Here is a 26,591-nt window from a genome sequence, read left to right as displayed (position 1 = left end):
GGCAGTTCCGCGGGCACCGCTGAAGCGGCGGCCCGACGTATGCGGGCACACCGCCGGGCCGTGTCCGCTCGCCGGAGATCCGCACCCGAGGCCCGGACCCGGGCTCAGGCGTCGGCGGCGAGCCCCAGCGCGTCGGCCAGGGCGCCGATTTCGACGGTGAGGAGGGTGGCCGGGTCGTGGCCCATGCCCGCGAAGCTGCCGTGGACTTCGAGGTTGACGACACCGTGCATACGGGACCAGACGAGCACGTGGGCGGCGAGGACGGGGACCGGGTCGGCGCCGGGGGCGTGGGCGGCGGCCCATTCGGTGACCGCGGGGGTGTCCTCGGCCCAGGCGCGGACCTGGTCGTACAGGGCCTCGGCGGCGGGCCACGGCCGGCCTTCGGCGAGGACCGCCAGGAACGGTCCCATCACCGCGCGGGCGCTGTCCGTGGTGTGGGCGGGCGCCTCGTACGTCATGGCGGGCGTGCCCGAGAGGAGCAGGTAGCGGTGCGGCTGGGCGAGGGCCCAGTCGCGGTAGGCGTGGGCGAGGGCCAGCAGCCGGTCGCGGGGTGACCGGTCGGCGGCCTGGCGGCCCGCCGTACGGATGGCTTCGGCGGCGTCGTCGTAGCCGTCCGTGATGAGCGCCGTGAGCAGGTCGTCACGGTTGCGGAAGTACTTGTAGAGGGCCGGGCCCGACATGCCGAGGGTCTTGGCGATGGCGTTGATGCTGAGCGCTTCGATGCCGCCGGCGGCGATCTGTGCCAGTGCGGCCTGCTTGATCTCCTGTTGGACCTGGGCCCGGTAGCGCTGGCGTGGGGTCTGCGCGGCGGCGGGTGTGGACGGCGGCATGGGGCGGCTCCATCGGGGCGGGAAGGGCGGCGGCGGGAAACGTGTTGTCCCGGTGGAGGCTCGACGGGGGAGTCTCCCGGGGGTCGTTCCCGGCGGTTTTAGCCGCGGTTTCGTACGGAGAGGGTATCGCCTGTAGTTTCGGTTAGAGGTTATAGCTATAGTGATGAGTGCTAGCGAGGGGTGCCGTGGTCCGGCGTCCCGCGCTGCCGAGTACGTCCGCTGCCGTGTTCCTTCGAAGACTGGGGTTTCGCACATGTCCGCTGCCAAGCCGTCCCGCCCGCTGCACGTCATCCTCGGCACCGGCCCGGCCGGCACCACGCTGGCCCACATCCTCGTGCGGCAAGGGCTCCGCGTACGGGCCGTCGACCGGTCGGGCCGGTCGACGGTGCCCGGCGCCGAGGCCGTCGCCGCCGACCTCGGCTCGCCGGACGCCGCACGGGAGGCGGTGCGGGGGGCCGATGTCGTCTACCACTGCGTCAACGTCGCCTACGAGCTCCAGGTCGAGGTGATGCCCAGGCTCCAGAAGGTGATCGTGGACGCCACGGCCGCGGCGGGAGCCCGCCTGGTGGTGATGGACACGGTGTATCCGTACGGGCCGTCCGGCGGCGAGCCGCTGACCGAGGACTCCCCGTGGCGGGCGACCTCCCGTAAGGGCCGGATGCGGGCGCAGCTGGACGAGGCGTACCTGGCGGCCCACGAAGCGGGTCGGCTGCCGGTGGTGCTGGCCCGCGCGGCCGACTTCTACGGGCCGCGCGTCCTCAACTCGACCCTGGGCGCGGCGACCTTCCCGGCAGCCCTGAACGGCGGCACGGTCGTGGCCTTCGGCGACCTGGACCTGCCGCACAGCTTCACGTACATAGGTGACGTGGCCCGCGGCCTGGCCCGCCTCGGCCAGGAGCCGGACGAGTACGGGCGGGCCTGGCACCTGCCGTCGGCCCCCGCGCCGACCGTGCGCGAGGCGCTGGCCCTGGTCCGGGAGTGTGCCGGGGTGCCGTTCGAGACGGAGGTGCTGGCGGAGCCGCGCGCCTGGGGGCCGTTCGACGAGTCGTTCATGGCGGAGTACGCCGAGCTGTTCTACCAGCACACCGAGGGGCAGACGATGGTCTCGGACGCCTTCGAGAAGCGTTTCGGCATGGCGCCGATGCCGCTGCGCGGAGGGATCGGCGCGACCGTCGACTGGTACCGCGGCTGGCTCGCGGAGCAGAACGCGGCCTGAGAGAGGGGGAGGGGGCTGCCGTCAGGGCGTCGGCTGCCGGGGCGGTGCGGTGGGCGCCGCCCCCGCGCTCTCCGCCGCAGCCGCACCGGCGCTTCCCGCCGCAGCCGCCCCCGCGCTCCCCGCCGCCCCCGCGCTCCCCGCCGCACCTGCGCGCCCCGGCAGCCGGAAGGCTGCCAGCCCCACGCCGACGGCCGCCACCCCCGCGAGGGCCGTCAGCGTGGGAGTCATGGCGGAGACGAAGGCATGGCCGTCCACACCACCGCCCGCATCCGGCCCGGCGCCCGGCGCACCCCCGTCCCCCGGCCCGGCGAACGCCGCCATCAGCATGGTCGCCGCGGCCACCCCGAGCGTCGGCCCGATGTTCATCGCCGTCTGCTGGAGGCCGCCGGCCACCCCGGCGGTGTGCGCGGACGCCTGGCGTACGACAGCGGCCGTACCGGTGACCATCACCGTGCCGAACCCGGCGCCCAGCAGGAGGAAGCAGCTGCCGACGGCCACGGTGCCCGACGCCTGGCCGAGCCGGGACATCAGCAGCACGCCGCCCGCGACCAGCGCCGTCCCGTACACCGTCGTACGCCGGGTGCCCAGCCGCCGCATCAGTACGGCCGAGGCCGGGGCGCCCAGCACCATCGTCACGGCCAGCGGCAGCGTCTCCAGGCCTGCGCGGAACGGGTCCAGACCGAGGACGTCCTGGAGGTAGTACGTGCAGAGAAACAGGGCGCCGAACATGGCCGCCGACGCGGTGACCAGGATGCCGAGCGCAGGGCCGACGCCCGGGGCGCGGAGCACGCCCGGCGGGATCAGCGGGTCGGCGGTGCGCCGCTCGTGCCGTACGAAGGCCGCGCCGGCCACGAGGGCGGCGGTCGGGCCCAGCGCGGCGGCCGGAGTCCAGCCGGTCCCGGGCAGCCCGACGAGGGTGTGGACCAGGCCGCCCAGAGCCACGGCGAGCAGGCAGGCACCGGGCAGGTCGAGCCGTACGGCCTGTACGTCGGCGGACGAGGCCCGGTCCTGCGTCGCGGGCATCCGTACGGCGAGGACCAGCGCACACGCGGCCAGCGCGGGCACGACGTTGAGGAAGAAGACGGCCCGCCACCCCAGGTGGGCGGCGAGCGCGCCCCCGACGACCGGCCCGGCCGCGGCTGCCAGTCCGATGGCGCTCGTCCGTATCGCGATGGGTGTACCGAGCCGGTCGGGCGGATAGACGGCGCGCAGCATCCCCAGCGTGGCCGGTTGCAGCAGCGCGCCGAACACCCCTTGGGCGACGCGCAGGCCGATGACCCAGCCGATGCCGGTGGCCAGACCGATGCCCGCCGACGTGGCGGCGAAGCCGAGCACCCCCGCGGCGAACACCCGCCGGTGGCCGTACCGGTCGCCCAGGCGTCCCGCGAAGACGAGAAGACCGGCCACGGCGATCAGATATCCGGTCCCCGCCCATTGGACCTGTACGAACGATGCGCCCAGGTCCCGCTGAACGGTGGGCTGCACGACGGTCAGTACGGTGCCGTCCAGGGCGACGATCACGGCCCCGGTGATGCTGCTGACGAGCGTGAGATGCCGGAGGCGGCCGGAGGTCACCGTGGGGCCGGGCCCAGGTGCGCGTCGAGTGCGGCACGCAGCAGCGGCTCGACGTCGTCGGCGCCCGTCGCGAGCTGGAGGCTGCCCCAGCCCCACAGCTGGGCGATGCCATGCAGGTTCGCCCACAGGGCGCCCGCGACGGCCGGCGGGTCGGCGGCCGGGCGGGGCCGTACCCGGGTGACGAGGCCGACGAGGGTCCCGAACAGCGGCAGGCTCGTCTCGCGCAGGCCCAGGTGGCCGCTTTCCAGCAGGTCGTGGCGGAACATCAGCTCGTACATGCCGGGGTGGGTGCGGGCGAAGTCGAGGTACGTCCGGGCGAGGGTGTGGAGTTGGGTGCGCGGGTCGGCCTGACTGTCCGCCTCCGCGGTCCTCGCGGCCAGGTGGTCCGCCAGCTCGTCGAATCCCCGCCGCGCGATGGCCGACAGCAGGGAGAGGTGCGTGGGGAAGTAGCGGCGCGGTGCCCCGTGCGAGACGCCGGCGCCGCGGGCGATCGCCCGCAGTGTCAGCGCCTGCGCCCCCTCGGACGCGACCAGTTCGGCCCCGACGGCGACCAGCCGGTCCCGGAGGCCGCCGTCTTCCTGCGGCGGCTCGGCCGCCCCGCTCGACTTGTGCATAGACACTGTCTACCAGCAGGGAGTAGACAGTGTCTACCGCCTGCTGGGTGGAGGGCGTCTCCGGAGGCGGGTCCGCGGTCCAAGGCCCGCAGCTCGCCGTCCACCGGCCGCCGGGCTCGGAGCGCGTACGGGGTGCGGTCCGGGCGGGCGCCCGGCGTGTGCGCCCCCCATCGGCCCGCGCGCCCCCGTCCCGCACCCGTCCGCATCTCCCCTGCGCCTGTCCGCATCCGCTCTGCGTCCGTCCGCATCCTGGACCGCCCTGCTCGACGCATACGTGTTGTATCTATGCTGTGCGCATGCCATCAGCCGCCGCTCCGGTCACGTCTGCCCCGGACACCTCACGCACCCCGAACGCCACCGGCTCCACCCCTGCCGCTCCCGCCACCCCCACCAAAGCCCCGCCCGCCGCCGAGCGCGTCTACGCGTACGTCAAGCAGGCCGTGCTGGAGCGCCGCTATGAGGGCGGCATGCTGCTCACCGAAGGCGAGCTGGCCGAGGCCGTCGGCGTATCGCGCACGCCCGTACGCGAAGCGCTGCTGCGCCTTGAGGTCGAAGGGCTGATGAAGCTCTACCCGAAGAAGGGCGCCATGGTCCTGCCGGTCTCCGCGCAGGAGATCGCGGACGTGGTGGAGACCCGGCTGCTGGTCGAGGAGCACGCCGCGCGCAAGGCCGTGCCGGCCGCCCCGGCGCTCATCGCCGAGCTGGAGGAGCAGCTCGCGAAGATGGAGGAGCTGGCCGCCTCCGGCGACCTCGCCGCCGTGTCCGTCGCCGACCGCTGCTTCCACGCCGCGATCGTGCGCAGCGCCGGCAACCAGATCCTGGACCGGCTGTACGAGCAGCTGCGGGACCGGCAGCTGCGGATGGGCGTCGCCGTGATGCACGCCAACCCGGACCGGATCGCCAAGAACATCGCCGAGCACGGGGAGATCCTCCGCGCGCTGCGCGCCGGGGACGCGGCGGCGGCCGTGGACGCCGTGCACCGGCACGTCAGCTGGGTGCGGAACCTGGCGCAGGGGGACGTCCGATGAGCAACGGATCATCCGGGGGCCATGGCGCCCTGCTGCCCGGGGACCCGCCCGGCGGCCGCAAGGCCATGGCGGTCTGGGGCATCGGCGTCGCCGTCTACTTCGTGGCGATCACCTACCGTACGAGCCTCGGCGTCGCCGGACTGGACGCGGCGGAACGTTTCCACATCAACGCCTCCGCGCTCTCCACCTTCTCCATCCTCCAGCTGCTCGTGTACGCGGGCATGCAGATACCCGTCGGCCTGATGGTCGACCGGCTCGGCACCAAGAAGGTGCTGATCCTCGGCGTCGTGCTCTACACCGTCGGCCAGTTCGGCTTCGCGCTGTCGCAGTCGTACGCCATGGCGCTGGGCTCGCGGGCCCTGCTCGGCTGCGGTGACGCGCTGACGTTCATCAGCGTGCTGCGGCTGGGCGCGCGCTGGTTCCCGGCCCGCAGGGGTCCGCTGATAGCCCAGATCGCCGCCCTCATCGGCATGGCGGGCAACCTCGTCTCCACCCTCGTCCTGGCCCGGCTGCTGCACGCCTTCGGCTGGACGCCGACCTTCGCGGCCAGCGCGCTCGGCGGCTTCCTCGTCCTCGCCCTGGTGCTGGCCTTCCTCAAGGACCACCCCGAGGGCTTCGAACCCGCCCCGGCGCCCGCCACCCACACCGGCGCCGCCTTCGTCCGCCGTCAGATAGCCGACGCCTGGCGCGAGCCGGGCACCCGGCTGGGCATGTGGGTGCACTTCACCACCCAGTTCCCGGCGATGGTCTTCCTGCTGCTGTGGGGCCTGCCGTTCCTCGTCGAGGCCCAGGGCCTGACGCGCGGCGAGGCGGGCGAACTCCTCACCCTCGTCGTGCTGTCCAACATGGTCGTCGGCCTGGTCTACGGGCAGGTCATCGCCCGCCACCACAGCGCCCGTACGCCGCTGGCGCTCGGCACCGTCGCCGTCACCGCGCTGCTGTGGGCGATCACGCTGGCCTGGCCGGCCGACCACGCGCCCGTATGGCTGCTGATCGTGCTGTGCACGGTGCTCGGCGCCTGCGGTCCCGCCTCGATGATCGGCTTCGACTTCGCCCGCCCGGCCAACCCGCCGGAGCGCCAGGGCACCGCCTCCGGCATCGTCAACATGGGCGGCTTCACCGCGTCGATGACGACGCTGCTGGCGATCGGCGTCCTGCTGGACGCCACCGGCGACAACTACCGGATCGCGTTCGTCTCCGTCTTCGTCCTGGAGGCGCTGGGCGTCGCGCAGATCCTGCGGCTGCGCGGGCAGGCGCACCGGCGGGAGCGGGAGCGGCTGGTGACCAGCCGGGTGGAGGCGGTGCACGTACCGGTGTGAGCGGGCGGCGGGCGCGGGGGTGCGCGCGGGCGTGCGTGCGGGGCGGGCGCGGGGGCGTACGCGGGGGTGCGCGCGGTCCGGGACCGGCTACGGCGTGACCGCGAAGTGCGCGAGGACCGCGTCGGCCAGCGGCCGGTCGCCGTCGATCTTCACCTGTCCGGCGACGGCGGCGGGCCGCACCCGGCCACAGGCCAGCCGGAGGAAGATCTCCCAGTCCATGGAGAGGGTCACGGCCGGGCCGAGGGAGACGCTCGCGTCGATCGTGCCGTTGCCCTGCGCGTCCACCCGGACCGTACGCATGAACTCCAGCGCGCCGCTCACGTCGAAGACCACGGCCGAACCGGCGGGCGCGCCCGCGTCCTTGGCGACCACCTTCGGCAGCGCGAGCAGCAGCAGGTCGCGGGTGAGGTGCGCGCCGGGGGAGTCGAGGTTGCCGGGCGCGTTCAGCACGTGGCGCAGGTCCTGTTCGTGGACCCAGACGTCGAACGCCCGCTGCCGCAGGGCGTACGCGAGGGTGCGCTCCTCGCCGAGCGGGGTGCGCAGCACCGTCTCGGGGTCGCGGGTCTCGTTGCGCAGCGACCGCGCGCGGCGGATGACCATGTACTCCAGCTCGGCGGTCATCTCCGGACCGGTGTGGTGCCGCCGGACGTCCACCTGGAGCTCCATCCGGCGGGCGAATTCCGTGCGTACGTGGTAGAGGTCGCGCGGCAGCGAGTGGATGGGCCGGGGGTCCCCGAGCATCTCGCTCTCCAGGCCGATGATGTGCGAGACGATGTCGCGGACGGACCACCCCGGGAGGTCCGTCGCCCTGTTCCACTCCCCTTCGACGAGTGGTGCGACCAGCTCGGATATCGCTTCGATGGAGTGCGTCCAGGCGTCGATGGAGGGCTGCAGGCTGGGATGGACGGTCACGGAACCCCTCGGACGGTCGTACGCGGGCTGCTGTCTGTGCAGTTAAGTTACGCTGCGCACGGGCACCCCGGCAGTGCTTTCGGGTGACCATCGTAGGTCGATTTTTGACGGCGGACCGGCTCGAATGCTTAGGCGGTGGTACTGTGCGCGCTTCACTGATCCAGATCGGTGTGGACACGGAGGAACCGGTCAATTCACGGCGTGAACGGGCCGGTTCGCTGGTCCGCGAGCGTTCGGCCAGTGACCTGGTCGTGCTCCCCGAGCTGTGGCCGGTCGGCGCCTTCGCGTTCGAGACGTTCGCCGACCGGGCGGAACCGTTCGAGGGCCCGACGCACCAGGCGATGTCGCAGGCCGCCCGGGACGCGGGTGTCTGGCTGCACGCGGGGTCGTTCGTCGAGCGGGCCCCCGACGGCACCCTCTACAACACCTCCCTCGTCTTCTCCCCCGACGGCAGCCTCGCCTCCTCCTACCGCAAGATCCACCGCTTCGGCTTCGACAAGGGCGAGGCCGTCCTGATGGGCGCCGGCGACCGGCCCGTCACCGTGCCGCTCCCGGAAACGACGCTGGGCCTGGCCACCTGTTACGACCTGCGCTTCCCCGAACTCTTCCGGCAGTTGGTGGACGCCGGCGCGCAGACCCTCGTGATCCCCGCGGGCTGGCCCGCCCGCCGCCGCGCGCACTGGTCGCTGCTGGCCCGCGCCCGCGCGGTCGAGAACCAGAGCTACGTACTGGCCTGCGGCACCGCGGGCACCAACGGCGGCGTCGAGCAGGCGGGCCACAGCGTCGTCGTCGACCCGTGGGGCGAGGTCCTCGCGGAGGCCGGGCCGTACGAGGAGGTGCTGACCGTGGAGCTCGATCCGGCCAAGGTGGGCAAGACCCGCGAGGACTTCCCGGTCCTGCGCGACCGGGTGCTCGGCCTCGACGCGCCGTAACCGGGTGCTCGGCCCGGCGCGCCGTAACCGGGAGGGACGGCTCGGCGAGTCCCGCCCGGGCCCCCTCCCCGCACGGCGAGTGCGCCCCGCCGGGCCCTTCAGTCCTCCCCCCTCTCGCGCTCCGCGAGCCGGATCACGCACACCGCGATGGCGATCAGCAGCGGCGGGTCGGCGTCCTCCCGTACGACGTGCACCGCGTAGGTGTCCCGTACGGACAGCCAGCGCCGCGAGATGTCGGCCAGCAGTTCGCCGTCGTACTCGACGGCGAACTCGCGGTCCAGGATCTTGCCGCTGACGTCCAGCTCGGTACCGTCCACCAGCTCCACCCGGTAGTGGTTGCGCAGCAGCGACAGCCGCTTGCGGCGGATGGTGGCCAGCGGCCGGTCGTCCCGTTCGATGGTCATCGTGTCGCGCAGGGCGAGCCACTTCTTGCGGATGGTGATCAGCACCCGCCGCTCGGTGTCCTTCAGCTCGAAGGTCTCCCGCAGCCGCAGCGCCTTGCCGTCGACGAGGTACACGTGCCGTCCGTGCTCGTCGTCGATCCAGTAGTCGTCACCGATGCCGAAGATCCGGTCGTGAACGAGAAATTTCATGCCGGACATGTTCCCGGCCGCCCCGCCGCAATGCCCCCCGCGCGCTCCGGGACACGCCGCCGCCCGACCCGGTCCGCCGCGGCCCGGCCCGTACAGCCAGGTGACCTTGCCCGCCCCTTGCGCGGGTCCTTCGCCGCCCCGGGCCGCCCCGCACGGACCATGGCCCCATGGCAGAAGCGGTGACGAAACGGCGGTTCACCCCGGAGGCGGGCTGCCCCCGCTGCACCCACCTCGACACGGCACGCCGCCGCGCGGTGACCACCCGCGACCGCAGCGCCGAGACGGACGCCCGGGTCCTGATCAGAGCGCACATGAACAGCGCGCACGGAACGGTGCTGGAAGCGGACTGGACGTGAAAGGGGCCCCGGCCCGCTCCGCGCCGCTGCCGGCCGCCCGCCGTACTCCTGTGATCGCGTGTTCATGCCCAGGTGGCACCCTTGAACCATGAACGACGCCGCCCCCGCCCCGAACACCCCGCGCCGCGCCCGTGTCCGTGCCCCCGAGCTGATCGGCAAGGGCGGCTGGCTGAACACCGGCGGAAAGGCCTACACCCTCGCCGACCTGCGAGGACGCATCGTCATCCTGGACTTCTGGACCTTCTGCTGCGTGAACTGCCTGCACGTCCTCGACGAGCTGCGGGAGCTGGAGGAGCGGCACCGGGACACCGTGGTGATCATCGGGGTGCACTCGCCGAAGTTCGTGCACGAGGCCGAGCACCAGGCCGTCGTGGACGCCGTCGAGCGGTACGAGGTCGAGCACCCGGTGCTGGACGACCCGGAGCTGGCCACCTGGAAGCAGTACGCGGTGCGGGCCTGGCCGACGCTCGTCGTGATCGATCCCGAGGGGTACGTCGTCGCGCAGCACGCCGGCGAGGGGCACGCGCACGCCATCGAGACGCTGGTGGCGGAGCTGGAGGCGGAGCACGGGGCGAAGGGCACGCTGCGGCGCGGCGACGGCCCGTACGTGCCGCCGGAGCCGGTCGCCACCGACCTGCGCTTCCCCGGCAAGGCGCTGCGTCTGCCGGGCGGCACCTTCCTCGCCTCGGACACCACCCGGCACCAGCTCGTGGAGCTGGCCGCGGACGGCGAGACCGTACTGCGCCGGATCGGCGGCGGCGAGCGCGGCCTCGGACCGGACGCCTTCAGCGAGCCGCAGGGGCTGGCGCTGCTGCCGGACGGCAAGGTCGCCGTCGCCGACACCGTCAACCACGCGATCCGTACGTTCGACCCGGAGACCGGCGAGATCCGCACCGTGGCCGGGACCGGCAAGCAGTGGTGGCAGGGCTCGGCGACCACCGGGCCCGCCCTCGACGTCGATCTGTCCTCGCCGTGGGACGTGGCCTGGTGGCAGGACCGGCTGTGGATCGCGATGGCCGGCGTGCACCAGCTGTGGACGTACGACCCGGCCACCGGGACCGTCGAAGCGGTCGCCGGCACGACGAACGAGGGCCTGGTGGACGGCCCCGCCGCCGAGGCCTGGTTCGCCCAGCCGTCCGGCCTGGCGGCGGGCGGCGACCGGCTGTGGGTCGCGGACTCCGAGACCAGCGCGGTGCGCTGGCTGGACACGGACCTGGTCGTGCACACCGCGGTCGGCACCGGCCTGTTCGACTTCGGCCACCGCGACGGCGCCGCGGACCAGGCCCTGCTCCAGCACCCGCTGGGCGTCACCGCGCTGCCCGACGGCTCGGTGGCGGTCTCCGACACGTACAACCACGCGCTGCGCCGCTACGACCCGGCGACCGGCCAGGTCACCACGCTCGCCACCGACCTGCGCGAGCCGTCGGACGCGGTGCTGGTGGGCGGCGAGGGCTCCGGCGACCCGGAGATCGTCGTCGTCGAGTCGGCGCGGCACCGGCTGACCCGGCTGCGGCTGCCCGAGGAGGCCGTACGCGTCGAGTCGGTCGCGCACCGCACGCAGCGCGCGGCGACCGAGGTGGGCCCCGGCAAGCTCCGCCTGGACGTCGTCTTCCAGGCCCCGGCGGGCCAGAAGCTGGACCTCCGCTACGGCCCGTCTACCCGGCTGCTCGTCAGTTCCACGCCCCCGGAGCTGCTGGCCTCGGGCGACGGCGCGGACACCGACCTCGGCCGTGACCTGGTCCTCGCGGACGGCGTGACGGAGGGCGTGCTGCACGTCTCCGCGATGGCGGCGTCCTGCGACGACGACCCGGCGATCGAGTACCCGGCCTGCCACGTGCACCAGCAGGACTGGGGTGTGCCGGTTCGGGTCGTCGAGGGCGGCACGGGCCGGCTGGCGCTGGTGCTGGCGGGGATGGACGAGGGCGCGGCCGGGCAGTAGCCGCACGCGTGCGGGTGGCCCCGGCCGGGGCCACCCACCCCTTGTCCCTATCCTGCCCCTTTACCCCTTCTCCCCCTTTACCCCTTCGGCTTCGTGTAGCTCTCCGCCCGGTTCAGCGTCTTCTGCCAGTACGTGACCTGCGAGGCCCCGACCGCCACCGGCGCGTTCGGGAAGTCGACGCGCTGCGGCGGCCCCTTCGGGGAGCCGTTCAGGTCGCTGCCGCTGAACTCGACCGTCGCGTACGTCTTCTTGCCGCTGCCCTTCTGGGCGGCGGTGGCGGTGGGGATGCTCGCCCAGACGGTGCCCTTGGGCGCGACGGTCTCCACGTCCCCGCCCATGACGTTGCTGTCCTTGAGCAGCGGCAACGGGTCCTTGGCGCCGCCGAAACGGATCAGCGGGTGGTTGTAGACCAGGCACGAACGGGTGCTGCTGGTGTTCACAGCCTTGATCACGACATGGTCGTTCGGCGCGTGCGAATAAATCTCGAACCGGAACATCCCCGGACCGCACGCCCGCGCACTACGCGACCCGGCCGCCGCACCGGCGCCCGCACCGGCCGCCGCGCCGCCACCGATGATCTTTTTCTTCTTGCTCTTCGACGAGGACTTCGACGACTTCGACGACGACTTCTTCGCGCTCTGCTTGCTCTTCGAATTCCCGGAACAGCCGGTCAGAGCGAGCGCCCCGGCCATCGAGACGGCCAACGCCGCATAGGCGGCGGAACGGCGGGAGCGGCGTGCGGTCATGGGGTCCCCCAGTGATGTCACTGCGTTCAGTGGTGCGGGTTGGGCGGTGCGTGCGTCGGTGTCATGGCAACGCCACCATAGCGAGTGGGGCGTGGCGCGCCAGTGCCGTCATCTTCAGTCCCACAAGACCGCAATGATTCGCAATTGGCATCTTTCCGGGCGGGTGGAAGGTGTGGTGTTGGGGCGGGGCGAGCGGGCCGGGGCGGGGCTCAGACGCTCCTCGTCCGCCGTAATCCGGCACCGAATCTCCACTTGGCGCCCCTCCCCGACACCAGCCCGCCACATTTCCCCACGCGAGGCGGGCGGAGCCCCGATGGGGCGAGCGTGGCGCCCGAACGTCGTGCTCAGCGGTGCGTAGCACCGATTATATCGGCCTTTATGCCGACCAGGAGGTTCCGGAATGCTCTTGGTCCGGTCGTGATGGTGCGGCTGAGATCTTCGCTTTCGCGGAGCACCACGTGGTGACCCGTCGAGGCGATCTCGACGCAGTTATTGCCGGAATCCTCGGAGAACGAGGATTTGAGCCACGGGGAATCGAGCATGGCAGTACCCCTTCGGACCCTTCTTGGAGGCGCTTGACGATGCCAAGGACGAGAACCTGCGGCTTCTGACGAATGCGGCTTCCGTACTGCGCCTCTCAGTGTTCCGCGTCGTACGAGCCCGCCTTGCCGCCGGCGAGCAGCGCTCGGAAGGCGTCCTGCCCGACGGTCATGACCTGGGCCGGTGCGGCACTCTCACGCAAAGCGATGCCATCGCCTGTCGCGGCGACTTCGACGCAGTTGTTCCCTCCGGCGTCGGAGTACGTGGACTTGAGCCACTTCAGCTCGGCCACCGTGTGCACCTCACAGCTCTCTGGCGATTTCGCGGATGTAGTCGGCACTCTCCTTCGGAGTCAACGCTCTCTTCCCCGCCAAGTCCAGTCGGGTGCGGAAGTGGGCCAGTTGGGTCGGAGCATCGATGAAGATTGCTCCTGTCGGCGAGTCCATCTGAACCGTGTCCAAACGGGAGTTGGCCGATGAGGCATATAGTACGGAGGAGTCGCCCATCAAAGGGAAACCGCCGGCCGCGAACGGGATGACGAGCAAGGTCACGTCGTCCCGGTCACTGGACTCCAGCAGGTGATCGAGTTGGGTGCGTGCCACATCGCGGCCGCCGAGTTGCATACGCAGAGCGGCTTCATGGATCACACCCACGTAGGGGACGGGGCGGTCTCCCGTGATAACGGACTGCCTTCTGAGGCGGTGAGCCACCCGTAGCTCGACTTCCAGACGAGGGAGCTGCGGCGTGAACAGCTCGAAGACCGCCCGCGCGTGATCTTCTGTCTGGAAGAGACCCGGCAGGTGGGCAGTCTGCACGGATCGCAGTCGTACGGCATCGTGCTCCAGCTCGGCGACATCGAGAAAGCCGGGCGGGATCTTGCCCCGGTACTCCTCCCACCAGCCGCCTTTGCGGCTCCCGGCCATCTGGCTCAGGGCATCGATCAGGGCGACGTCGTCGCATTCGTAGATGCTCGCGAGGCGGCGGAGGCGTTCGTCGCTGATACCGAAGCGCCCGGCTTCGATGTTGGAGATCACTGTGCGGTCCGTCCCGAGCAGGTTCGCAGCCGTCGGCGCGGACATGTCCGCCGCCTCGCGTAGGCGTCTCAGCTCGGCGCCGAACCGGCGTTGACGGATCGTTGGAGTATGCCTCGGTGCCATGTTCTCTCTCCTCGCTCGCGCACAGTGTGCCGAGGTGATGGTCGGCGAGTCACGGCAATCGAGAAATTAACTCGTTCAGGGCAAACGGTAGAACTGTTATGTAGCCATCGGCTACGGTCGGTGCCCGATCGCTCACTCCTTGTCTGCTCGGCGGAAGCGCACCGTGCACCCGGCACGGCAAGGCCACCGTCCAGCACCCCGAGCGTCTCGACCCGTACAGCACGCATGTGCCGTACCCCCCTTCGCGCCCCGCATGGAGGTGCCCCGTGAACTTCGAACCGTGGCCCCCGGCCCCCGAACCCCTCGCTTTCACCGACCCGTGGGAGTACGAACTCGCCTTTCCCGGTGATCCGCGCGGGCCCGGGATCGCCCGTATGACCTTGCGCGCGGTGCTGGCCGCCCACGGGGTGCCGGAACTCATCGAACGAGCCGAGCTGCTGACCTCGGAGCTGGCAACCAACTCCGTACGGCACGCCAAGGGCTCCGCGAGTGTCCGCCTGCGTTGGACACACCCCGTCCTGCGGGTCAGCGTCTCGGACACGGCTCCGTTCCTGCCCGCCGCGTTGCGACCGCTCTCGCCGGAAGCAGGCGGCGGACGCGGCCTGTTCATCCTCGACCGCGTGGCGGACCGGTGGGGCGGTTGCGCGCTCGGGGATTCGTTGCTCGGGCCGGGTGGCAAGAGCATCTGGTTCGAGCTGGCGGTACGTACCGGCCCTCCGCCACCGCAGACGCCGCCCGCGCTGGCGGCCTGACCTGAAATGGGAGAACCAGAGGCCGTGAACGAACCGCAGGAAGACCTGAGCCGCCCGCCCGTACCCGCCCCGGGCTGCGAGACGTGCGCGGCGCTCGCCGCGCAACGAACTGAGGCCCGCGCGCGGTTCGACGCCAGCGCACAGACCGACGCCAACGTCCTCATGCGCCAGCATCAGCGACGGGAGCACGCGTGATGCCCCGGCGGACGTTCCGGTACGTGCCCTTCACGATCACGCAGGACCGGACGGCGGAGCCGGAGTACGAGGCGCGCTGCGTGTCCGGCGAGGAAACCGAGTGTGGTGCGGGGTCCGGCACGCATCACGGTCCTGGGCCGGTCGAGGAATGGCAGCGCAAGCACACGCAGGAGACCGGACACCTGCGCTATCGCCGCGATTTCGGCGACTACGCGGTGCTACAGCCCCCGCCGCTGCTCTTCGCCCGCCAGCCGATACACGGACACATGCGACCCCGACTCGGCGGTGAACTCGGTGGCGTTCCAGTCGGCGTGCCTGGTTTCCAGGTGGAAGCCGGCGAGTTGGGCCATGAGGTCGAGTTCCGCGGGCCAGATGTAGCGGTGGGGGCTGCGGGTCAGGCGGGCGCGGCCGGTTTCGTCGTAGCGGAAGTGGTGGGAGATGAGGTGCTGGTTGAGGACGTCGTAGGTGTCCAGTCCGGCGTAGCCGGGCTCGGTCTTCCAGACCACGGCCTGCTGGCCGGGCGGGAGTTGTCGCAGTTCCGGGACGCTCAGCTCGATGACGAACCGGCCGCCCGGTGAGAGGTGACGTGCGGCGTTGCGGAAGCACTCGACCTGTTCGGGCTGGGTGAGGAGGTTGGAGATGGTGTTGTAGACGAGGTAGACGAGTTGGTACGGGCCGGGGGCCTCGGCGGTCGCCATGTCGCCGAGAATGACCGGGATCGTCTCCTCGTCCGCCTTGGTGCGCAGTTGGTCGATCATCGGCTGGGAGAGTTCGATGCCGGTGACCGGTACGCCGCGCCGTGCGAGGGGTACGGCCACGCGGCCGGTGCCGACGGCGAATTCGAGGGCCCGGCCGCCGTCCGCGAGTTCCGCGAGGCGGCTCACCACCGGGGCGAGTGCCTCCAGAGCGGACATATCGGCGTGGAACGTGTCGTAACTACGGGCGGTTTCCTCACCCCAGATGTCGTCCTGTCGCATGGCGCCCACGATCCACCAGGGTGGGGCGTGGCGGCGACGGGTTTTTTCGAGCCGGTCGCCGTCAGCCGGGAGACGAGAGCCCTCCTGGCGCGCCGTCAGTCGTCGTAGTGCATCCGGTGGGTTTCCTCGACCACCGGGGCCGCCGGGCTCGGCGGCTGCATACGGCGGCGCTTGAAGATGCTGACGTAGGCCGCGATGCCGATGATGCCGACCGCCATCAGGATCAGGCCGACGAGGTGGAGGTTGACTCCGGCCATGTGCCAGTCCACCGCGAAGGTCAGGATGCCTCCCAGCGCGAGCAGACCGATGCACCATCCGATGCCCATGGTTGTGCCTCCGTACGCAATTGGATGTTCCGGGCCGGTCGTTGACCGGGTACCCGGGGCCGGTGGCGCCAATCGCGGGAGTGCGCGGACGGGATGTTACGGCCGGATCGCCTGGTTCACGTCGTGCTGCCAGTAGGACACGCGCGTTCCGTCGTCGATGCGGACGCCGTCGGGGAGCCGTACGTGCGCGCGGGGGCCGGGTATGCCGCGGCCGTGGTGGTCGGTGAAGCCGACCGACAGGGAGCGCACCTCGTGGCCGGAGCCGGACTCGGCGGCGGACGGGGTGAGGGAGGCGTACGCGGTGCCGCCCGGGGAGAGGCCGATCGGGGTGCGCGGCGCGCTCTTGCCGTGCGGGGCGGTGGTGGGGGCCGCGCCGGCGCCCTGTAGGCGGGGGAAGCCGTACAGGTCGCAGGTGTGGGCGGAGGTGTTGGTGACCTGGAGGAGGAGGCGGCCGGGCGGCTGGGAAAGCGGCTTGGCCGCGAGCACCACCTTGGTGGGGTCGCAGGCCGGGTGGCCGTCGTTGCTGGCGGCCCGGTCGGTACGGGAGCTGCTGGGCATGCCCGGGCCCAGCGGCTCGTCGGAGCCGCCGGAGTCCTTGCCGAAGGGGTGGAACGGCTTGGCGTCGCTGGTCTTGAGCGCCTCCTGCCCGCCGCAGGCGCTGAGCAGGCCGAGCGTGGCGACCGCCGTGAGCCCGGCGGCGGTGGCCCGCAGCACGCGGGTACGGGCGAGCGTACGGGCCCGAGCGCGCCCGCCGTCGGTACGGCGGCGAGCGCTGCGGATGGTGGCGGCCTCCGTAACGGTGGGGCGCGGCATGGGGACTCCCGGGGTCGCTGCGGTTTCTACATGGTGTGGTGCCACCCTGACGTGCCACCCTGCCGCCTGGCTAACGCTTCCCTAACGGATTCGGCCCCGTGTGCCAAAAGCGCCGTCCGGCACATGCACGGGCCGGCCGGTGTCTCAGCACGGGCCGCCCGGGACGACGCGGACCGCGCCGCCGGCGTTCTCGTCGTCCGTGCCGAGCACTGCGCGACGGGAGTGCGGCAGGCAGGCCAGCGCCTCTATCTTGTGGCCGGTGTAGCGGCCGAGGGGCTCCGGGGCGCGCCGTACGGACAGCCGTACCGCGCCCTGCCGGTCGACGGTGACCTTCCCCGCATCGTAGACGGCGGAGTCGAAGGGGCCGTCGTCGCCCGAGTCGGACGCCGAGGAGACCTTGAGCGCGCCGGACGGGGAGACCACGACGTCGCTGATGTGCCGTACGTCCGCGGCGGGGTACGGCGCGCGGAACGCGGCGGTGACCGGGGCGCCGAAGGTGTGGCGGGCGAGGTCCAGCCGGGCGGCGTGCAGGGTGCCGGGGCGGCTGTCCTCGCCGCGGTCGGCCCAGACGGCGACGAGCCCGTGGCGCTGGGCGGAGAGCGCGAAGCCCTCGTAGTTGTCGTCTTCGCGGGCGCCGGGGACGGTGAAGGTGCCGAGGGTGTGCGCGGCGGTCGCGTCCGCGTTCAGGCGCAGGTGGTAGCCGGTGCCGGCGCTTGTCAGGGCGATGTACTCGCCGGGACGGCCGGGGACCGCGTCCAGTGCCTCCAGGTCGACGGGGGGCCGGCTGCCCTTCCAGGCCAGGGGGCGTACCCGGGGCTGCGCGCCGGGGCGCAGCCGTATGGCGGCCAGCCGGTTCTCGCCGGGCTTCTTGTTGTCGCGGGCCACGAGGAGGTCGGTCCGGTCCGCCCGGGAGCCGGGGAGGACGGCGACGCCGCTGACTCCTGACGTGATGCCGTCGCCCACCTTCTGCCAGGCGGGGGCGCGGACCGCGGCCCGTGCGCCGGAAGCGGCGGCCGAGGCGGAAGCGGTGGCGGGGGCAGCCGACTTGGCAGGGTGTGCGGTGGCGGTCTGTACGGCGAGGAGGGGCGCCGCGCAGGCGAGGGCGGCCGCCGCGGCTATGTACCGGCTTCTGATCATGGGCAGACGGTAGGGGGTGCCGGGCCGGGAAGGGAACAGCCTTGCGGGCAGCGGGAACGGGCGATTCGGGCAGTTCAGGGGCGTTCCGCACCGCCATGTCCCGCACCGCCATGTCCCGCCCCGCCAAGCCCCTCCCCGCCATGTCCCGCCCCGCCAAGCCCCTCCCCACCATGTCCCGCCCCGCTCGGCCCCGTATCGACCGATCGCCCACCGCTCGGCCGCCTGCCTCTCGGCTGCGTACCATCCCCGGCCACCGGGCCCCCGCTCCCGGCCTTGTCCCCCCTCAGCCCCCGGTGCCCTTGCCCTCCGACCCCTCGTCGCGGGCGAACAGCTGGGTCAGGGTGCTGATCGTGTAGACGTCCGTGGACTCCTCGTCGACCAGGTGCATTTCGGTCAGCCGGTCCAGGCTGTCCTGGATGTCCTCCGGCGCGGAGCCGGCCAGGGCCGCCGCGACGGACGCGTTCAGGTGCCCGTCGGCGTTGGCGGCGAGCGCGCTGAGCAGGCGCGCGTCGTCCGCCGAGAGGCGGGCGACGGACATCCGCAGGGCCGCCGCGACCCCGGTGTCCTCGGCGGACAGCAGCGCCAGGCGCCGCCGTTCGTCACGCAGGGCGGAGGCCAGCCGGGCCAGCCGCCAGCGCGGACGGGCCGTCAGCTGCGCGGCGGCCGCGCGCAGGGCCAGCGGCAGCCCGTCGCACAACGCGACCAGTTCCTGCGCGGCGTCCGGGTCGTCCGCCACGCGCTCCGCGCCGAGCATCGCGCCGAGCAGCGCCGTACCCTCCCCCGCGCCGAGCGCCTGGAGGGCGACCGGGCGGGCGCAGTCGGTGGCGACCAGGCCGTCCAGGCGGCTGCGGCTGGTGACGACCGTCGCGCAGTGCTCGCCGCCGGGCAGCAGCGGGCGTACCTGCGCGGAACTCTGCGCGTTGTCGAGGAAGACCAGCAGCCGGCGCCCGCCCACCAGCGACCTGAAGAGCGCGGAGGCCGACTGCGCGGACGTCGGTACGCGGTCCGGCGGTGTGCCGAGCGCGAGCAGGAAGTCCCGCAGGATCTCGACGGGTTCGGCGGGCGCGCCCTCGTTGAAGCCGCGCAGGTCGGCGAAGAGCTGGCCGTCGGGGAAGGCCTCGGCGTGCGCGTGGGACCACTGCACCGCGCAGGCGGTCTTGCCGACGCCGGCCGGCCCCGTGACGACGGCGAGCGGGCTCTCGCCGGGTACCGGGGACCGCACCACGGTGGTCAGCGCGGCGAGCTGCTGTTCGCGCCCGAGGAAGCGGGCGGGCGGCCGGGGCAGCAGGCGGGGTGCGGCGGCCCGGGCGGGCGAACCGCTCGTGCTCCCGCGCCCCGGCTGGGCCGGTACGCGGGGGTCCACCGCGGCTGTGCCGGGGCCTGCGGCGCTCGCGCGAGCGGCCTCGGCGGGGTCGCCCGCCGCCTGCGCGGCACCGCCGGTCCGCCGGTCCGCGCCGCCGGTCCCGGCAGGGCCGCCCCGGGAAGCCGCGTCGGCGCGCGCACGGCCCGCCGCCCCGGCTTCCTCCGCGCGCAGGATCTCCTCGTACGCCCCCTTCAGCCGCGCCCCCGGCCCGACGCCCAGTTCCTCGTCGAGCAGCCGCCGGGTGCGGTGGAACCACTCCATCGCGTCCGACTGCCGCCCCGTACGGAACAGCGCCCGCATCAGCTCGGCGACCATCCCCTCCCGCAGCGGGTTGTTGACCGCGGCGGTGTAGAGGATCGCCGCGGCCTGCTCGTGCTCGCCGAGCGCGCCGTGCGCCCGCGCGAGCGCCTCGGTCGCGGTCAGCCGCTGTTCCTCCAGCGCGTGCGCGGCGGCGGCGAACGGCGGGCTGGTGACGGTGCCGGTGAGTGCCGGCCCGCGCCACAGCCCGAGCGCCTCGCGCAGCAGCGGCACCGCGTCGCCGGGGGCCGCCTCCGGACGGGCCAGCGCGACCAGCTCGCCGAAGCGGTGGGCGTCGATCAGCTCCTCGGGCAGGCGCAGCAGGTACGCCGAGCCGTGGGTGGCCAGCTCGATGCCGTACGCCTCGGCGCCGCCCCCGGCCAGCGTCGCGCGCAGCCGCGAGACATGGCCCTGGACGACCGTACGGGCGTGTTCGGGCGGTTCGTCCTCCCAGAGGGAGTCGATCAACTGCTCAAGCGGGACGGTGGTGTTGGGCTGCAACAGCAGCAGCGCCAGCACGCTGCGCCGTTTGGCGGGCCCGAGCGCCAGCTCACCGTTGCCGGTGGCGACGGAGATCGGGCCCAGCAGGGAAAAGTCCAACTCAGTTCTCCAGGAATGCCGTCAGGGCGCTGGCCAGCAGGTGCGGGTCCTCGCTGCCGCACAGCTCGCGCGCCGAGTGCATCGACAGGATGGCAACACCGATGTCGACCGTGGCGATTCCGTGCCGGGCGGCGGTGATGGGCCCGATGGTGGTGCCGCAGGGCATCGCGTTGTTCGAGACGAAGGACTGCCACGGCACGCCGACCCGCTCGCAGGCGTCCGCGAAGACGGCGCGGCCGCTGCCGTCGGTGGCGTAGCGCTGGTTGACGTTGACCTTCAGGATGGGGCCGCCGTTGGGCATGGGGTGGTGGCCCGGGTCGTGCCGCTCCGTGTAGTTGGGGTGCAGGGCGTGGCCGGTGTCGGAGGAGAGGCAGACCGTGCCGGCGAAGGCGCGGGCGCGGTCCTCGTACGAGCCGCCGCGGGCGAAGACCGAACGTTCCAGCACCGTACCGAGCAGCGGGCCGTCGGCGCCGGTGTCGGACTGGCTGCCGTTCTCCTCGTGGTCGAAGGCGGCGAGCACCGGGATGTACGGCGGCTCCCCGTCGGACGTGGCGACCGTCGCCAGCGCGGCCGTACCGGCGTGTACGGACAGCAGGTTGTCCATCCGCGGCCCGGCCACCAGCTCGCGGTCGCGGCCGAGGTAGGCGGGCGGCTCGATGCTGTGGAGCATCAGGTCCCAGCCGCGTATGTCGCCGGGCGCCGCGCCGATCTCCTCCTCCACGAAGGCGACCAGGTCGCCCTCCCGCACCTCGCCCAGGCCCCAGATGGGCGTCATGTGGCGCTGCTTGTCCAGCTTGAGGCCGTCGGCGTTGACCGAGCGGTCCAGGTGGACGGCGAGCTGCGGCACCCGCATCAGCGCGCGGTCGACGTTGACGAGCCGGGTGGTGCCGTCGCGCAGCGTGACCCGGCCGCTCAGGCCCAGGTCGCGATCGAGCCAGGTGTTGAGCAGGGTGCCGCCGTAGACCTCCACGGCGACCTGGCGCCAGCCGCGGTGGCCGGTGTCCGGGATCGGTTTGACGCGCAGATTGGGCGAGTCGGTGTGGGCGCCGACAATGCGGTACGGAGTGGCCGCGGTGGCGCCTTCCGGTACGTACCAGGCGATGATCGCCCCGCCGCGCAGGACGTACTTGCCGCCGCTCTCCCCGTCCCAGGCGTCGGTCTCCGCCACCTGCCGGAAGCCCGCTTTCTCCAGCCGCTCGGCCGCGTTGGCCACCGCGTGGTACGGCGAGGGGGAGGCGGCGAGGAAGGACATCAGGTCGTCGGTGTGGCCGCGGTCGAAGCGGGCGGAATGGCTCATGGATTCAGCATAAGGACTGCCGGGTCCGCTTCCCCTGTATACCGATCCCCATGCATCACGGTATGGGAACCTCGCGGCCCGGCCGGGCGGCCCGCCGGACGGGGGTTGGATACGGTGGACGGCAAACCTGAACCGTACGCGACAACGGAGGAGGCCGTCCCGATGCCCGACGCCGAGGGCCACCCGGCCCCCGCCGAGATGACCCTGCGCACGCTGCTGGCCGCGCTGGCCGACCCGCTGCGGTACGAGGTCGTGCGGAGCCTGGCCCAGGAGGCCGACGGGGCGGCGCGCACGTGCGCCTCCTTCGGCTTTCCGGTCTCCAAGTCGACACTCAGCCACCACTTCCGGGTGCTGCGCGAGGCCGGGCTGATCCGGCAGGTGGACCGCGGCAACAGCCGCGCTGCGGCGCTGCGGCGCGACGAGATCGAGGCCCGTTTCCCCGGATTGGTGGGGCTGGTCCGGGACAACCCTGGCGGGATGGCCGACACGCCCTAGAAACCCGGACCGGATTCCCGCCTCGGGACGCCTCGGTACACGTCAGCACACCTGAGGGTGCCGAGGTGCCCGAGGGCACCCAAGAAGACACCTAAGGGCACACCCGAGGGCACAAAGGGTACACCTGGAGGCACCCCGGGCCCCGGGCCCGCATCTCGTGCCACCGCTCCGGAAAACCCTGGTGAAAGCCCTCCCGATACGACGATGCCCGCCTCCCCGGGGGATGGGAGGCGGGCAACGCCAAGTCTGGCGCGGTTGTCTGAGAACGTGGTGAGAGCGCCCGGCGAAACCGTTTTTTTCGGACGTGTCTTAAACCGTCCTTAGAACGCCCGCAGGGCGCACCACGCCCCCCGGGTCACTTCAGAACGCGGCCTCGTCCAGCTCCATCAGCGACTGGTCGACGGTCTCGGCCAGGCCACGCTGCACGGATACGGCCGGCAGCACGTTGTGGGCGAAGAACTTCGCCGCCGCGATCTTGCCCTCGTAGAACGGCTTGTCCTTGCTGGAGGCGCCCGCCAGCTTCTCGCTCGCGACCGCGGCGCCCTTCAGCAGCAGGTAGCCGATGACGACGTCGCCGGAGGCCATCAGCAGGCGGGTGGTGTTCAGGCCCACCTTGTAGATGGACTTCACGTCCTTCTCGGTCGCCGCCAGGTCGGTCAGCATCGCGCCGACGATCGCCTCCAGGTCGGCGGCGGCCTTGGCCAGCTCGCCGCGGGCCTCCTCCAGCGCCTCGCCGCCGACGGCCTCCGCGAGGAACTTCTTGATCTCCTCGGAGAGCGCGGTCATCGCCTGGCCCTGGTCCCGGACGATCTTCCGGAAGAAGAAGTCCTGGCCCTGGATGGCGGTGGTGCCCTCGTACAGGGTGTCGATCTTGGCGTCGCGGATGTACTGCTCGATCGGGTACTCCTGGAGGTACCCGGAGCCGCCGAAGGTCTGCAGCGACTGGGCCAGCTGCTCGTAGGACTTCTCCGAGCCGTAGCCCTTGACGATCGGCAGCAGCAGGTCGTTCAGGCGGGTCGCGGCGGAGGCGTCCTCGCCCGCGGCCTCCTTGGCGATGATCTCGTCCTGGACGGTCGCGGTGTAGAGCACCAGGGCGCGCATGCCCTCGGCGTACGCCTTCTGCGTCATCAGCGAGCGGCGCACGTCGGGGTGGTGGGTGATGGTGACGCGCGGCGCGGTCTTGTCGGTGAAGGCGGCCAGGTCCGGGCCCTGCACGCGCTCCTTGGCGTACTCCAGCGCGTTCAGGTAGCCGGTGGACAGGGTGGCGATGGCCTTCGTGCCGACCATCATCCGCGCGAACTCGATGATCTTGAACATCTGGCGGATGCCGTCGTGCTTCTCGCCCAGCAGCCAGCCCTTGGCCGGGTGGTTGGCGCCGAAGGTCATCTCGCAGGTGTTGGAGGCCTTCAGGCCCATCTTGTGCTCGACGTTCGTGGCGTAGGCGCCGTTGCGCTCACCGAGCTCGCCGGTCTCCCAGTCGAAGTCGTACTTCGGCACGATGAACAGGGAGAGGCCCTTGGTGCCCGGACCGGCACCCTCGGGGCGGGCGAGCACGAAGTGCACGATGTTCTCGGACATGTCGTGCTCACCGGAGGTGATGAAGCGCTTGACGCCCTCGATGTGCCAGGAGCCGTCCGCCTGCTGCGTGGCCTTGGTGCGGCCGGCACCCACGTCCGAACCCGCGTCGGGCTCGGTCAGCACCATGGTGGAGCCCCACTGCCGGTCCACCATCAGCTGCGCGATCCGGTGCTGCTCCTCGGTGCCCTCGTCGTGCAGCACACCCGCGAAGGCCGGGCCGGAGGCGTACATCCAGATCGCCGGGTTGGCGCCGAGGATGGTCTCGGCGAAGGCCCACAGCAGGGAGCGCGGCGCGGTGGTGCCGCCGATCTCCTCCGGGATGCCCAGGCGCCACCACTCGGCGTCCATGTACGCCTGGTAGCTCTTCTTGAAGGTGTCGGGGACCGGCGCGGTGTTGGTGTCCGGGTCGAAGACCGGCGGGTTGCGGTCGGTGTCGGCGAAGGAGTCGGAGAGCTCGTTCTCGGAGAGCCGGGCGATCTCGCTCAGCACGCTCTTGGCGGTGTCCACGTCCATCTCCGCGAACGGTCCGGTGCCGTACACGGCGTCGCGGCCGAGCACCTCGAAGAGGTTGAACTCGATGTCGCGGAGATTCGACTTGTAGTGGCCCATGGGTACGGCTCCGTAAGGTTCGGGAGGAGACCCAGCGCTTGGAAGCGAGGGACCTCAAAACGCAATACCAGCAAGTAGCTACGATGATGCTACCCGTCGGTAATAAGAAGCAACCCCTGACCGCCCATCTGTGACGAGCGTCCCTGAACGGCGCCAGGGCCCCGGGGGTGCGTCCCCAGGGGCCGGGGGCCCCCGCCACCTGCCCCGATCGCCCCTACTCCCACTTCTGTGACGTGTCACTGGCGGTCACCCGGCACACGGCCGGCCGGCCGGGCCCCGGCGACCGCCCCGCGGCGACCTCGCGCTTGCCGTCCAGCAGAATCCGGCAGGACGCCGTGCCGTTCCCGGCCGGTGTCACCTCCACCCGCGCCTCTTCCCCGCCGTCCACGACGACGTTTTCCCGCCAGGGCAGCCGCGTCCCGCCGACCCGCTCCTCGCGGTGGTCGTCATCCCCGGAGTCGTGCAGGTAGCGCACCTCGTCGGCGCGGGGCGGCCCGCCGGTGGAGGCGGCCTCGTACTTCAGGGACCAGGAGATCTGGCTGTCCCGGAGCTGGAAGGCGCCGTACAGCATCAGTCCGCAGGCGGTCACGGCGGTAACGGTCAGCAGCACGCCGCCGCGGGTGATGCGCGGCTTACGGCGGTCACGGTCGGTCATCAGTGGCGGCCTCGGTCGGTAGTGCGGGCGCGTGGCTCTTACAACGTACGCGGGGCGGTCGCGGCATGGCGGCGTATGCGACGCGCCGACTCAGTACGCTGTGCCGCATGTACGGCTACGACCAGAACGCGGGCGCCGGGCAGCAGCAGTACGGTGCGCCCCCGCCGCAGCACCCGGCCCCCGGCGGCTACGGCGAGCAGCCCCTCTACCCCGAGCCGTCCCCGCCCTCCCTCGCCGACGCGGTGCGGGCCTTCACCACCGGCTCGATGTCGGCGGAGGACTTCCAGGGCATCTTCTCCACCTCCAAGGTCTACTGCCCCCGAGGCGACAACCCCGGGTTCCTGGCGCTGCACAACACCCAGCAGCCGGTCATCCCGATGTTCACCTCGCTCAAGGAGCTGCGCCGGTACGCGGGCAAGGAGTCCAAGTACTTCGTGATCACCGGCGCCGAGGTCCTGGACCTGCTCCCCACCGGCTACGGCTTCGTCCTGGACATGGAGGGCGACCACCGCATGGTCTTCGACGCGAAGTCGGTGGAGCAGATGGTCGACTTCGCGATGCGCCGGATGTACGGCTGACGTCGGCTTTTCCGCGGCGGTACCGGAGGGTGCCGCCGCTTTTTGCGTTGCCGCGCGCCACCGGATCGATTCCTTCCCGCCGGAACCCGGCGGGGAATGGCGGACGCCTTGCAGGTTGTTCAGGGTTCAACTAAGTTGAATGACGAACGACCGAGGAGGCCGTCATGCCCGCAGTGACCGTTGAGAACCCGCTGACCCTGCCGCGCGTCGCGGCACCCGCCGACGCCCGGCCGCGCGCCGTGCTCGCGGTGGCCACCGCGCCCAGCGGCTTCGAGGGGGAGGGCTTTCCGGTACGCCGTGCCTTCGCCGGCATCGACTACAAGTACCTGGATCCGTTCATCATGATGGATCAGATGGGCGAGGTGGAGTACGCGCCGGGCGAGCCCAAGGGCACCCCCTGGCACCCGCACCGCGGCTTCGAGACCGTCACGTACCTGATCGACGGCAGCTTCGTGCACCGCGACTCGCACGGCGGCGGTGGCGTCATCAACGGCGGCGACACCCAGTGGATGACGGCGGGCTCCGGCCTGCTGCACATCGAGGCGCCGCCGGAGGAGCTGGTCATGACCGGCGGGCTCTTCCACGGCCTCCAGCTGTGGGTGAACCTGCCCAAGAAGGACAAGATGATGGCGCCCCGCTACCAGGACATCGGTGGCGGCCAGGTGAAGCTGCTGACCTCGGCGGACGGCGGCGCGCTGCTGCGGCTGATCGCCGGCGACATCGACGGTCATCAGGGGCCGGGCATCACCCACACCCCGATCACGATGATGCACATGTCGGTCAGCCCCGGTGCCGAGGTGACCATCCCGTGGCGCTCGGACTTCAACGCACTCGCGTACGGGCTGGCCGGCCACGGCACCGCGGGCCCGCTCGCGCGGCCGTTCCGCACCGGGCAGGCCGTGGTCTTCGGCCCCGGCGGCGACTCGCTCACCATCCGGGCGGACGAGACGCAGGAGTCCCGCAGCCCCAACCTGGAGGTCGTGCTGCTCGGCGGGCAGCCGATCCGCGAGCCGATGATGCACTACGGCCCGTTCGTCATGAACACCCACGCCGAACTGGCCCAGGCCTTCGAGGACTTCCAGGCCGGGCGGCTCGGGACGGTACCGGCCGAAGGGCACTGAGCCGGGACGGCGGGTACGGGCCGGCGGCGGCCCGTACCCGC

At 72.1% G+C, this 26,591-nt stretch carries 28 protein-coding genes; 11 read left to right on the top strand and 17 right to left on the bottom strand.

The features are described 5' to 3' along the window. Positions 1 to 104: 104 nt before the first annotated feature. The gene (locus tag ACFV57_RS07485; protein ID WP_385226722.1) at positions 105 to 830 is read right to left on the bottom strand and encodes a TetR/AcrR family transcriptional regulator; all 726 of its coding nucleotides are present in this window, start codon (positions 828 to 830) and stop codon (positions 105 to 107) included. Between the two features lie 253 nt (positions 831 to 1,083). Between ACFV57_RS07485 and ACFV57_RS07480 the strand changes: the two genes are divergently transcribed. Further along, a complete protein-coding gene (locus tag ACFV57_RS07480; RefSeq protein WP_385226720.1) occupies positions 1,084 to 2,046 on the top strand; it encodes an NAD-dependent epimerase/dehydratase family protein in 963 nt (320 codons plus the stop codon). Positions 2,047 to 2,067: 21 nt separating this feature from the next. Here ACFV57_RS07480 and ACFV57_RS07475 read toward each other — a convergent pair whose 3' ends face one another. Both ACFV57_RS07475 and ACFV57_RS07470 read right to left on the bottom strand, forming a co-directional pair. Further along, positions 2,068 to 3,621 (bottom strand): MFS transporter, encoded by a 1,554-nt coding sequence (locus ACFV57_RS07475; protein WP_385226718.1) that lies wholly within the window; start codon positions 3,619 to 3,621, stop codon positions 2,068 to 2,070. Continuing rightward, positions 3,618 to 4,235 (bottom strand): TetR/AcrR family transcriptional regulator, encoded by a 618-nt coding sequence (locus ACFV57_RS07470; RefSeq protein WP_385226716.1) that lies wholly within the window; start codon positions 4,233 to 4,235, stop codon positions 3,618 to 3,620. The genes ACFV57_RS07475 and ACFV57_RS07470 overlap by 4 nt, the downstream gene beginning before the upstream one ends. 296 nt (positions 4,236 to 4,531) lie before the next feature. Here ACFV57_RS07470 and ACFV57_RS07465 point away from each other — a divergent pair, with 296 nt between their 5' ends. Then, positions 4,532 to 5,263 (top strand): GntR family transcriptional regulator, encoded by a 732-nt coding sequence (locus ACFV57_RS07465; protein WP_385226714.1) that lies wholly within the window; start codon positions 4,532 to 4,534, stop codon positions 5,261 to 5,263. A gap of 65 nt (positions 5,264 to 5,328) precedes the next feature. Beyond that, the gene (locus tag ACFV57_RS07460) at positions 5,329 to 6,582 is read left to right on the top strand and encodes a nitrate/nitrite transporter (RefSeq protein WP_385226981.1); all 1,254 of its coding nucleotides are present in this window, start codon (positions 5,329 to 5,331) and stop codon (positions 6,580 to 6,582) included. A gap of 87 nt (positions 6,583 to 6,669) precedes the next feature. On the opposite strand, the gene ACFV57_RS07455 is transcribed toward ACFV57_RS07460, so the two are convergent. Next, a complete protein-coding gene (locus ACFV57_RS07455; RefSeq protein ID WP_385226712.1) occupies positions 6,670 to 7,494 on the bottom strand; it encodes a maleylpyruvate isomerase family mycothiol-dependent enzyme in 825 nt (274 codons plus the stop codon). Positions 7,495 to 7,637: 143 nt separating this feature from the next. Between ACFV57_RS07455 and ACFV57_RS07450 the strand changes: the two genes are divergently transcribed. Further along, entirely contained in the window at positions 7,638 to 8,426 is a 789-nt protein-coding gene (locus tag ACFV57_RS07450) for a carbon-nitrogen family hydrolase (RefSeq protein ID WP_385226710.1), read from the top strand. Between the two features lie 98 nt (positions 8,427 to 8,524). Here ACFV57_RS07450 and ACFV57_RS07445 read toward each other — a convergent pair whose 3' ends face one another. After that, positions 8,525 to 9,019 carry an LURP-one-related/scramblase family protein gene (locus ACFV57_RS07445; RefSeq protein WP_385226708.1) on the bottom strand — a complete coding sequence of 165 codons (495 nt, stop codon included), beginning with the start codon at positions 9,017 to 9,019 and terminating at the stop codon, positions 8,525 to 8,527. Between the two features lie 167 nt (positions 9,020 to 9,186). On the opposite strand from ACFV57_RS07445, the gene ACFV57_RS07440 reads away from it, so the two are divergent. Both ACFV57_RS07440 and ACFV57_RS07435 read left to right on the top strand, forming a co-directional pair. Continuing rightward, the gene (locus ACFV57_RS07440) at positions 9,187 to 9,375 is read left to right on the top strand and encodes a hypothetical protein (protein WP_385226706.1); all 189 of its coding nucleotides are present in this window, start codon (positions 9,187 to 9,189) and stop codon (positions 9,373 to 9,375) included. An 88-nt stretch (positions 9,376 to 9,463) separates the two neighbouring features. After that, a complete protein-coding gene (locus ACFV57_RS07435; protein ID WP_385226704.1) occupies positions 9,464 to 11,314 on the top strand; it encodes an NHL domain-containing thioredoxin family protein in 1,851 nt (616 codons plus the stop codon). 77 nt (positions 11,315 to 11,391) lie between these two features. Here ACFV57_RS07435 and ACFV57_RS07430 read toward each other — a convergent pair whose 3' ends face one another. From ACFV57_RS07430 to ACFV57_RS07415, 4 genes are all read right to left on the bottom strand, one after another. Next, positions 11,392 to 12,060, bottom strand: a complete 669-nt coding sequence (locus tag ACFV57_RS07430; RefSeq protein ID WP_385226702.1) for a DUF4232 domain-containing protein — start codon at positions 12,058 to 12,060, stop codon at positions 11,392 to 11,394. A 344-nt stretch (positions 12,061 to 12,404) separates the two neighbouring features. Next, positions 12,405 to 12,602, bottom strand: coding sequence for a DUF397 domain-containing protein (locus ACFV57_RS07425; protein WP_385226700.1), 198 nt, complete (start codon positions 12,600 to 12,602; stop codon positions 12,405 to 12,407). A gap of 95 nt (positions 12,603 to 12,697) precedes the next feature. Then, complete coding sequence (locus ACFV57_RS07420) at positions 12,698 to 12,892, bottom strand: DUF397 domain-containing protein (protein WP_385226699.1); 195 nt, start codon at positions 12,890 to 12,892, stop codon at positions 12,698 to 12,700. Positions 12,893 to 12,902: 10 nt separating this feature from the next. Beyond that, entirely contained in the window at positions 12,903 to 13,757 is an 855-nt protein-coding gene (locus ACFV57_RS07415; protein WP_385226697.1) for a helix-turn-helix domain-containing protein, read from the bottom strand. Between the two features lie 266 nt (positions 13,758 to 14,023). Between ACFV57_RS07415 and ACFV57_RS07410 the strand changes: the two genes are divergently transcribed. Continuing rightward, positions 14,024 to 14,509, top strand: coding sequence for an ATP-binding protein (locus ACFV57_RS07410; protein ID WP_385226695.1), 486 nt, complete (start codon positions 14,024 to 14,026; stop codon positions 14,507 to 14,509). Positions 14,510 to 14,533: 24 nt separating this feature from the next. Further along, positions 14,534 to 14,704, top strand: coding sequence for a hypothetical protein (locus ACFV57_RS07405; RefSeq protein WP_385226693.1), 171 nt, complete (start codon positions 14,534 to 14,536; stop codon positions 14,702 to 14,704). A gap of 218 nt (positions 14,705 to 14,922) precedes the next feature. Here the strand turns inward: ACFV57_RS07405 and ACFV57_RS07400 are convergent, their stop codons facing one another. From ACFV57_RS07400 to ACFV57_RS07375, 6 genes are all read right to left on the bottom strand, one after another. Next, a complete protein-coding gene (locus ACFV57_RS07400; protein ID WP_385226691.1) occupies positions 14,923 to 15,681 on the bottom strand; it encodes a class I SAM-dependent methyltransferase in 759 nt (252 codons plus the stop codon). 95 nt (positions 15,682 to 15,776) lie between these two features. Then, the gene (locus ACFV57_RS07395; RefSeq protein WP_385226689.1) at positions 15,777 to 16,007 is read right to left on the bottom strand and encodes a DUF6458 family protein; all 231 of its coding nucleotides are present in this window, start codon (positions 16,005 to 16,007) and stop codon (positions 15,777 to 15,779) included. 96 nt (positions 16,008 to 16,103) lie between these two features. Beyond that, positions 16,104 to 16,820: a DUF4232 domain-containing protein gene (locus tag ACFV57_RS07390; RefSeq protein WP_385226687.1), complete on the bottom strand. Its 717-nt coding sequence runs from the start codon at positions 16,818 to 16,820 to the stop codon at positions 16,104 to 16,106. A 144-nt stretch (positions 16,821 to 16,964) separates the two neighbouring features. Further along, complete coding sequence (locus ACFV57_RS07385) at positions 16,965 to 17,957, bottom strand: hypothetical protein (RefSeq protein ID WP_385226685.1); 993 nt, start codon at positions 17,955 to 17,957, stop codon at positions 16,965 to 16,967. 283 nt (positions 17,958 to 18,240) lie between these two features. Beyond that, complete coding sequence (locus ACFV57_RS07380; RefSeq protein ID WP_385226683.1) at positions 18,241 to 20,217, bottom strand: BTAD domain-containing putative transcriptional regulator; 1,977 nt, start codon at positions 20,215 to 20,217, stop codon at positions 18,241 to 18,243. A gap of 1 nt (position 20,218) precedes the next feature. Next, positions 20,219 to 21,514, bottom strand: a complete 1,296-nt coding sequence (locus ACFV57_RS07375) for a M18 family aminopeptidase (protein WP_385226681.1) — start codon at positions 21,512 to 21,514, stop codon at positions 20,219 to 20,221. Positions 21,515 to 21,676: 162 nt separating this feature from the next. Here ACFV57_RS07375 and ACFV57_RS07370 point away from each other — a divergent pair, with 162 nt between their 5' ends. Next, a complete protein-coding gene (locus ACFV57_RS07370; protein WP_385226679.1) occupies positions 21,677 to 22,009 on the top strand; it encodes an ArsR/SmtB family transcription factor in 333 nt (110 codons plus the stop codon). Positions 22,010 to 22,369: 360 nt separating this feature from the next. On the opposite strand, the gene ACFV57_RS07365 is transcribed toward ACFV57_RS07370, so the two are convergent. Continuing rightward, on the bottom strand, positions 22,370 to 24,196 hold the full coding sequence (locus tag ACFV57_RS07365; protein ID WP_385226677.1) for an acyl-CoA dehydrogenase: 1,827 nt from the start codon (positions 24,194 to 24,196) through the stop codon (positions 22,370 to 22,372). Between the two features lie 214 nt (positions 24,197 to 24,410). After that, positions 24,411 to 24,851, bottom strand: a complete 441-nt coding sequence (locus ACFV57_RS07360) for a hypothetical protein (protein ID WP_385226675.1) — start codon at positions 24,849 to 24,851, stop codon at positions 24,411 to 24,413. 107 nt (positions 24,852 to 24,958) lie between these two features. On the opposite strand from ACFV57_RS07360, the gene ACFV57_RS07355 reads away from it, so the two are divergent. Together ACFV57_RS07355 and ACFV57_RS07350 are read left to right on the top strand one after the other, a co-directional pair. Further along, positions 24,959 to 25,429, top strand: coding sequence for an SseB family protein (locus tag ACFV57_RS07355; protein ID WP_003980379.1), 471 nt, complete (start codon positions 24,959 to 24,961; stop codon positions 25,427 to 25,429). A gap of 164 nt (positions 25,430 to 25,593) precedes the next feature. After that, entirely contained in the window at positions 25,594 to 26,550 is a 957-nt protein-coding gene (locus tag ACFV57_RS07350; RefSeq protein WP_385226672.1) for a pirin family protein, read from the top strand. Positions 26,551 to 26,591: the final 41 nt, after the last annotated feature.

Source organism: Streptomyces sp. NPDC059788 (genome assembly GCF_042732265.1).
Classification (GTDB): Bacteria; Actinomycetota; Actinomycetes; order Streptomycetales; family Streptomycetaceae; genus Streptomyces.
This window is presented reverse-complemented; position numbering and strand designations above follow the sequence as displayed.

Coding starts and splice junctions, on each gene's coding strand:
- ACFV57_RS07470 (WP_385226716.1), bottom strand. CDS start 4,235: ATGCACAAGTCGAGCGGGGCGGCCGAGCCGCCGCAGGAAGACGGCGGC.
- ACFV57_RS07425 (WP_385226700.1), bottom strand. CDS start 12,602: ATGCTCGATTCCCCGTGGCTCAAATCCTCGTTCTCCGAGGATTCCGGC.
- ACFV57_RS07355 (WP_003980379.1), top strand. CDS start 24,959: ATGTACGGCTACGACCAGAACGCGGGCGCCGGGCAGCAGCAGTACGGT.
- ACFV57_RS07430 (WP_385226702.1), bottom strand. CDS start 12,060: ATGACCGCACGCCGCTCCCGCCGTTCCGCCGCCTATGCGGCGTTGGCC.
- ACFV57_RS07440 (WP_385226706.1), top strand. CDS start 9,187: ATGGCAGAAGCGGTGACGAAACGGCGGTTCACCCCGGAGGCGGGCTGC.
- ACFV57_RS07390 (WP_385226687.1), bottom strand. CDS start 16,820: ATGCCGCGCCCCACCGTTACGGAGGCCGCCACCATCCGCAGCGCTCGC.
- ACFV57_RS07460 (WP_385226981.1), top strand. CDS start 5,329: ATGGCGGTCTGGGGCATCGGCGTCGCCGTCTACTTCGTGGCGATCACC.
- ACFV57_RS07360 (WP_385226675.1), bottom strand. CDS start 24,851: ATGACCGACCGTGACCGCCGTAAGCCGCGCATCACCCGCGGCGGCGTG.
- ACFV57_RS07445 (WP_385226708.1), bottom strand. CDS start 9,019: ATGAAATTTCTCGTTCACGACCGGATCTTCGGCATCGGTGACGACTAC.
- ACFV57_RS07400 (WP_385226691.1), bottom strand. CDS start 15,681: ATGCGACAGGACGACATCTGGGGTGAGGAAACCGCCCGTAGTTACGAC.
- ACFV57_RS07465 (WP_385226714.1), top strand. CDS start 4,532: ATGCCATCAGCCGCCGCTCCGGTCACGTCTGCCCCGGACACCTCACGC.
- ACFV57_RS07480 (WP_385226720.1), top strand. CDS start 1,084: ATGTCCGCTGCCAAGCCGTCCCGCCCGCTGCACGTCATCCTCGGCACC.
- ACFV57_RS07485 (WP_385226722.1), bottom strand. CDS start 830: ATGCCGCCGTCCACACCCGCCGCCGCGCAGACCCCACGCCAGCGCTAC.
- ACFV57_RS07350 (WP_385226672.1), top strand. CDS start 25,594: ATGCCCGCAGTGACCGTTGAGAACCCGCTGACCCTGCCGCGCGTCGCG.
- ACFV57_RS07395 (WP_385226689.1), bottom strand. CDS start 16,007: ATGGGCATCGGATGGTGCATCGGTCTGCTCGCGCTGGGAGGCATCCTG.
- ACFV57_RS07415 (WP_385226697.1), bottom strand. CDS start 13,757: ATGGCACCGAGGCATACTCCAACGATCCGTCAACGCCGGTTCGGCGCC.
- ACFV57_RS07385 (WP_385226685.1), bottom strand. CDS start 17,957: ATGATCAGAAGCCGGTACATAGCCGCGGCGGCCGCCCTCGCCTGCGCG.
- ACFV57_RS07435 (WP_385226704.1), top strand. CDS start 9,464: ATGAACGACGCCGCCCCCGCCCCGAACACCCCGCGCCGCGCCCGTGTC.
- ACFV57_RS07375 (WP_385226681.1), bottom strand. CDS start 21,514: ATGAGCCATTCCGCCCGCTTCGACCGCGGCCACACCGACGACCTGATG.
- ACFV57_RS07370 (WP_385226679.1), top strand. CDS start 21,677: ATGCCCGACGCCGAGGGCCACCCGGCCCCCGCCGAGATGACCCTGCGC.
- ACFV57_RS07365 (WP_385226677.1), bottom strand. CDS start 24,196: ATGGGCCACTACAAGTCGAATCTCCGCGACATCGAGTTCAACCTCTTC.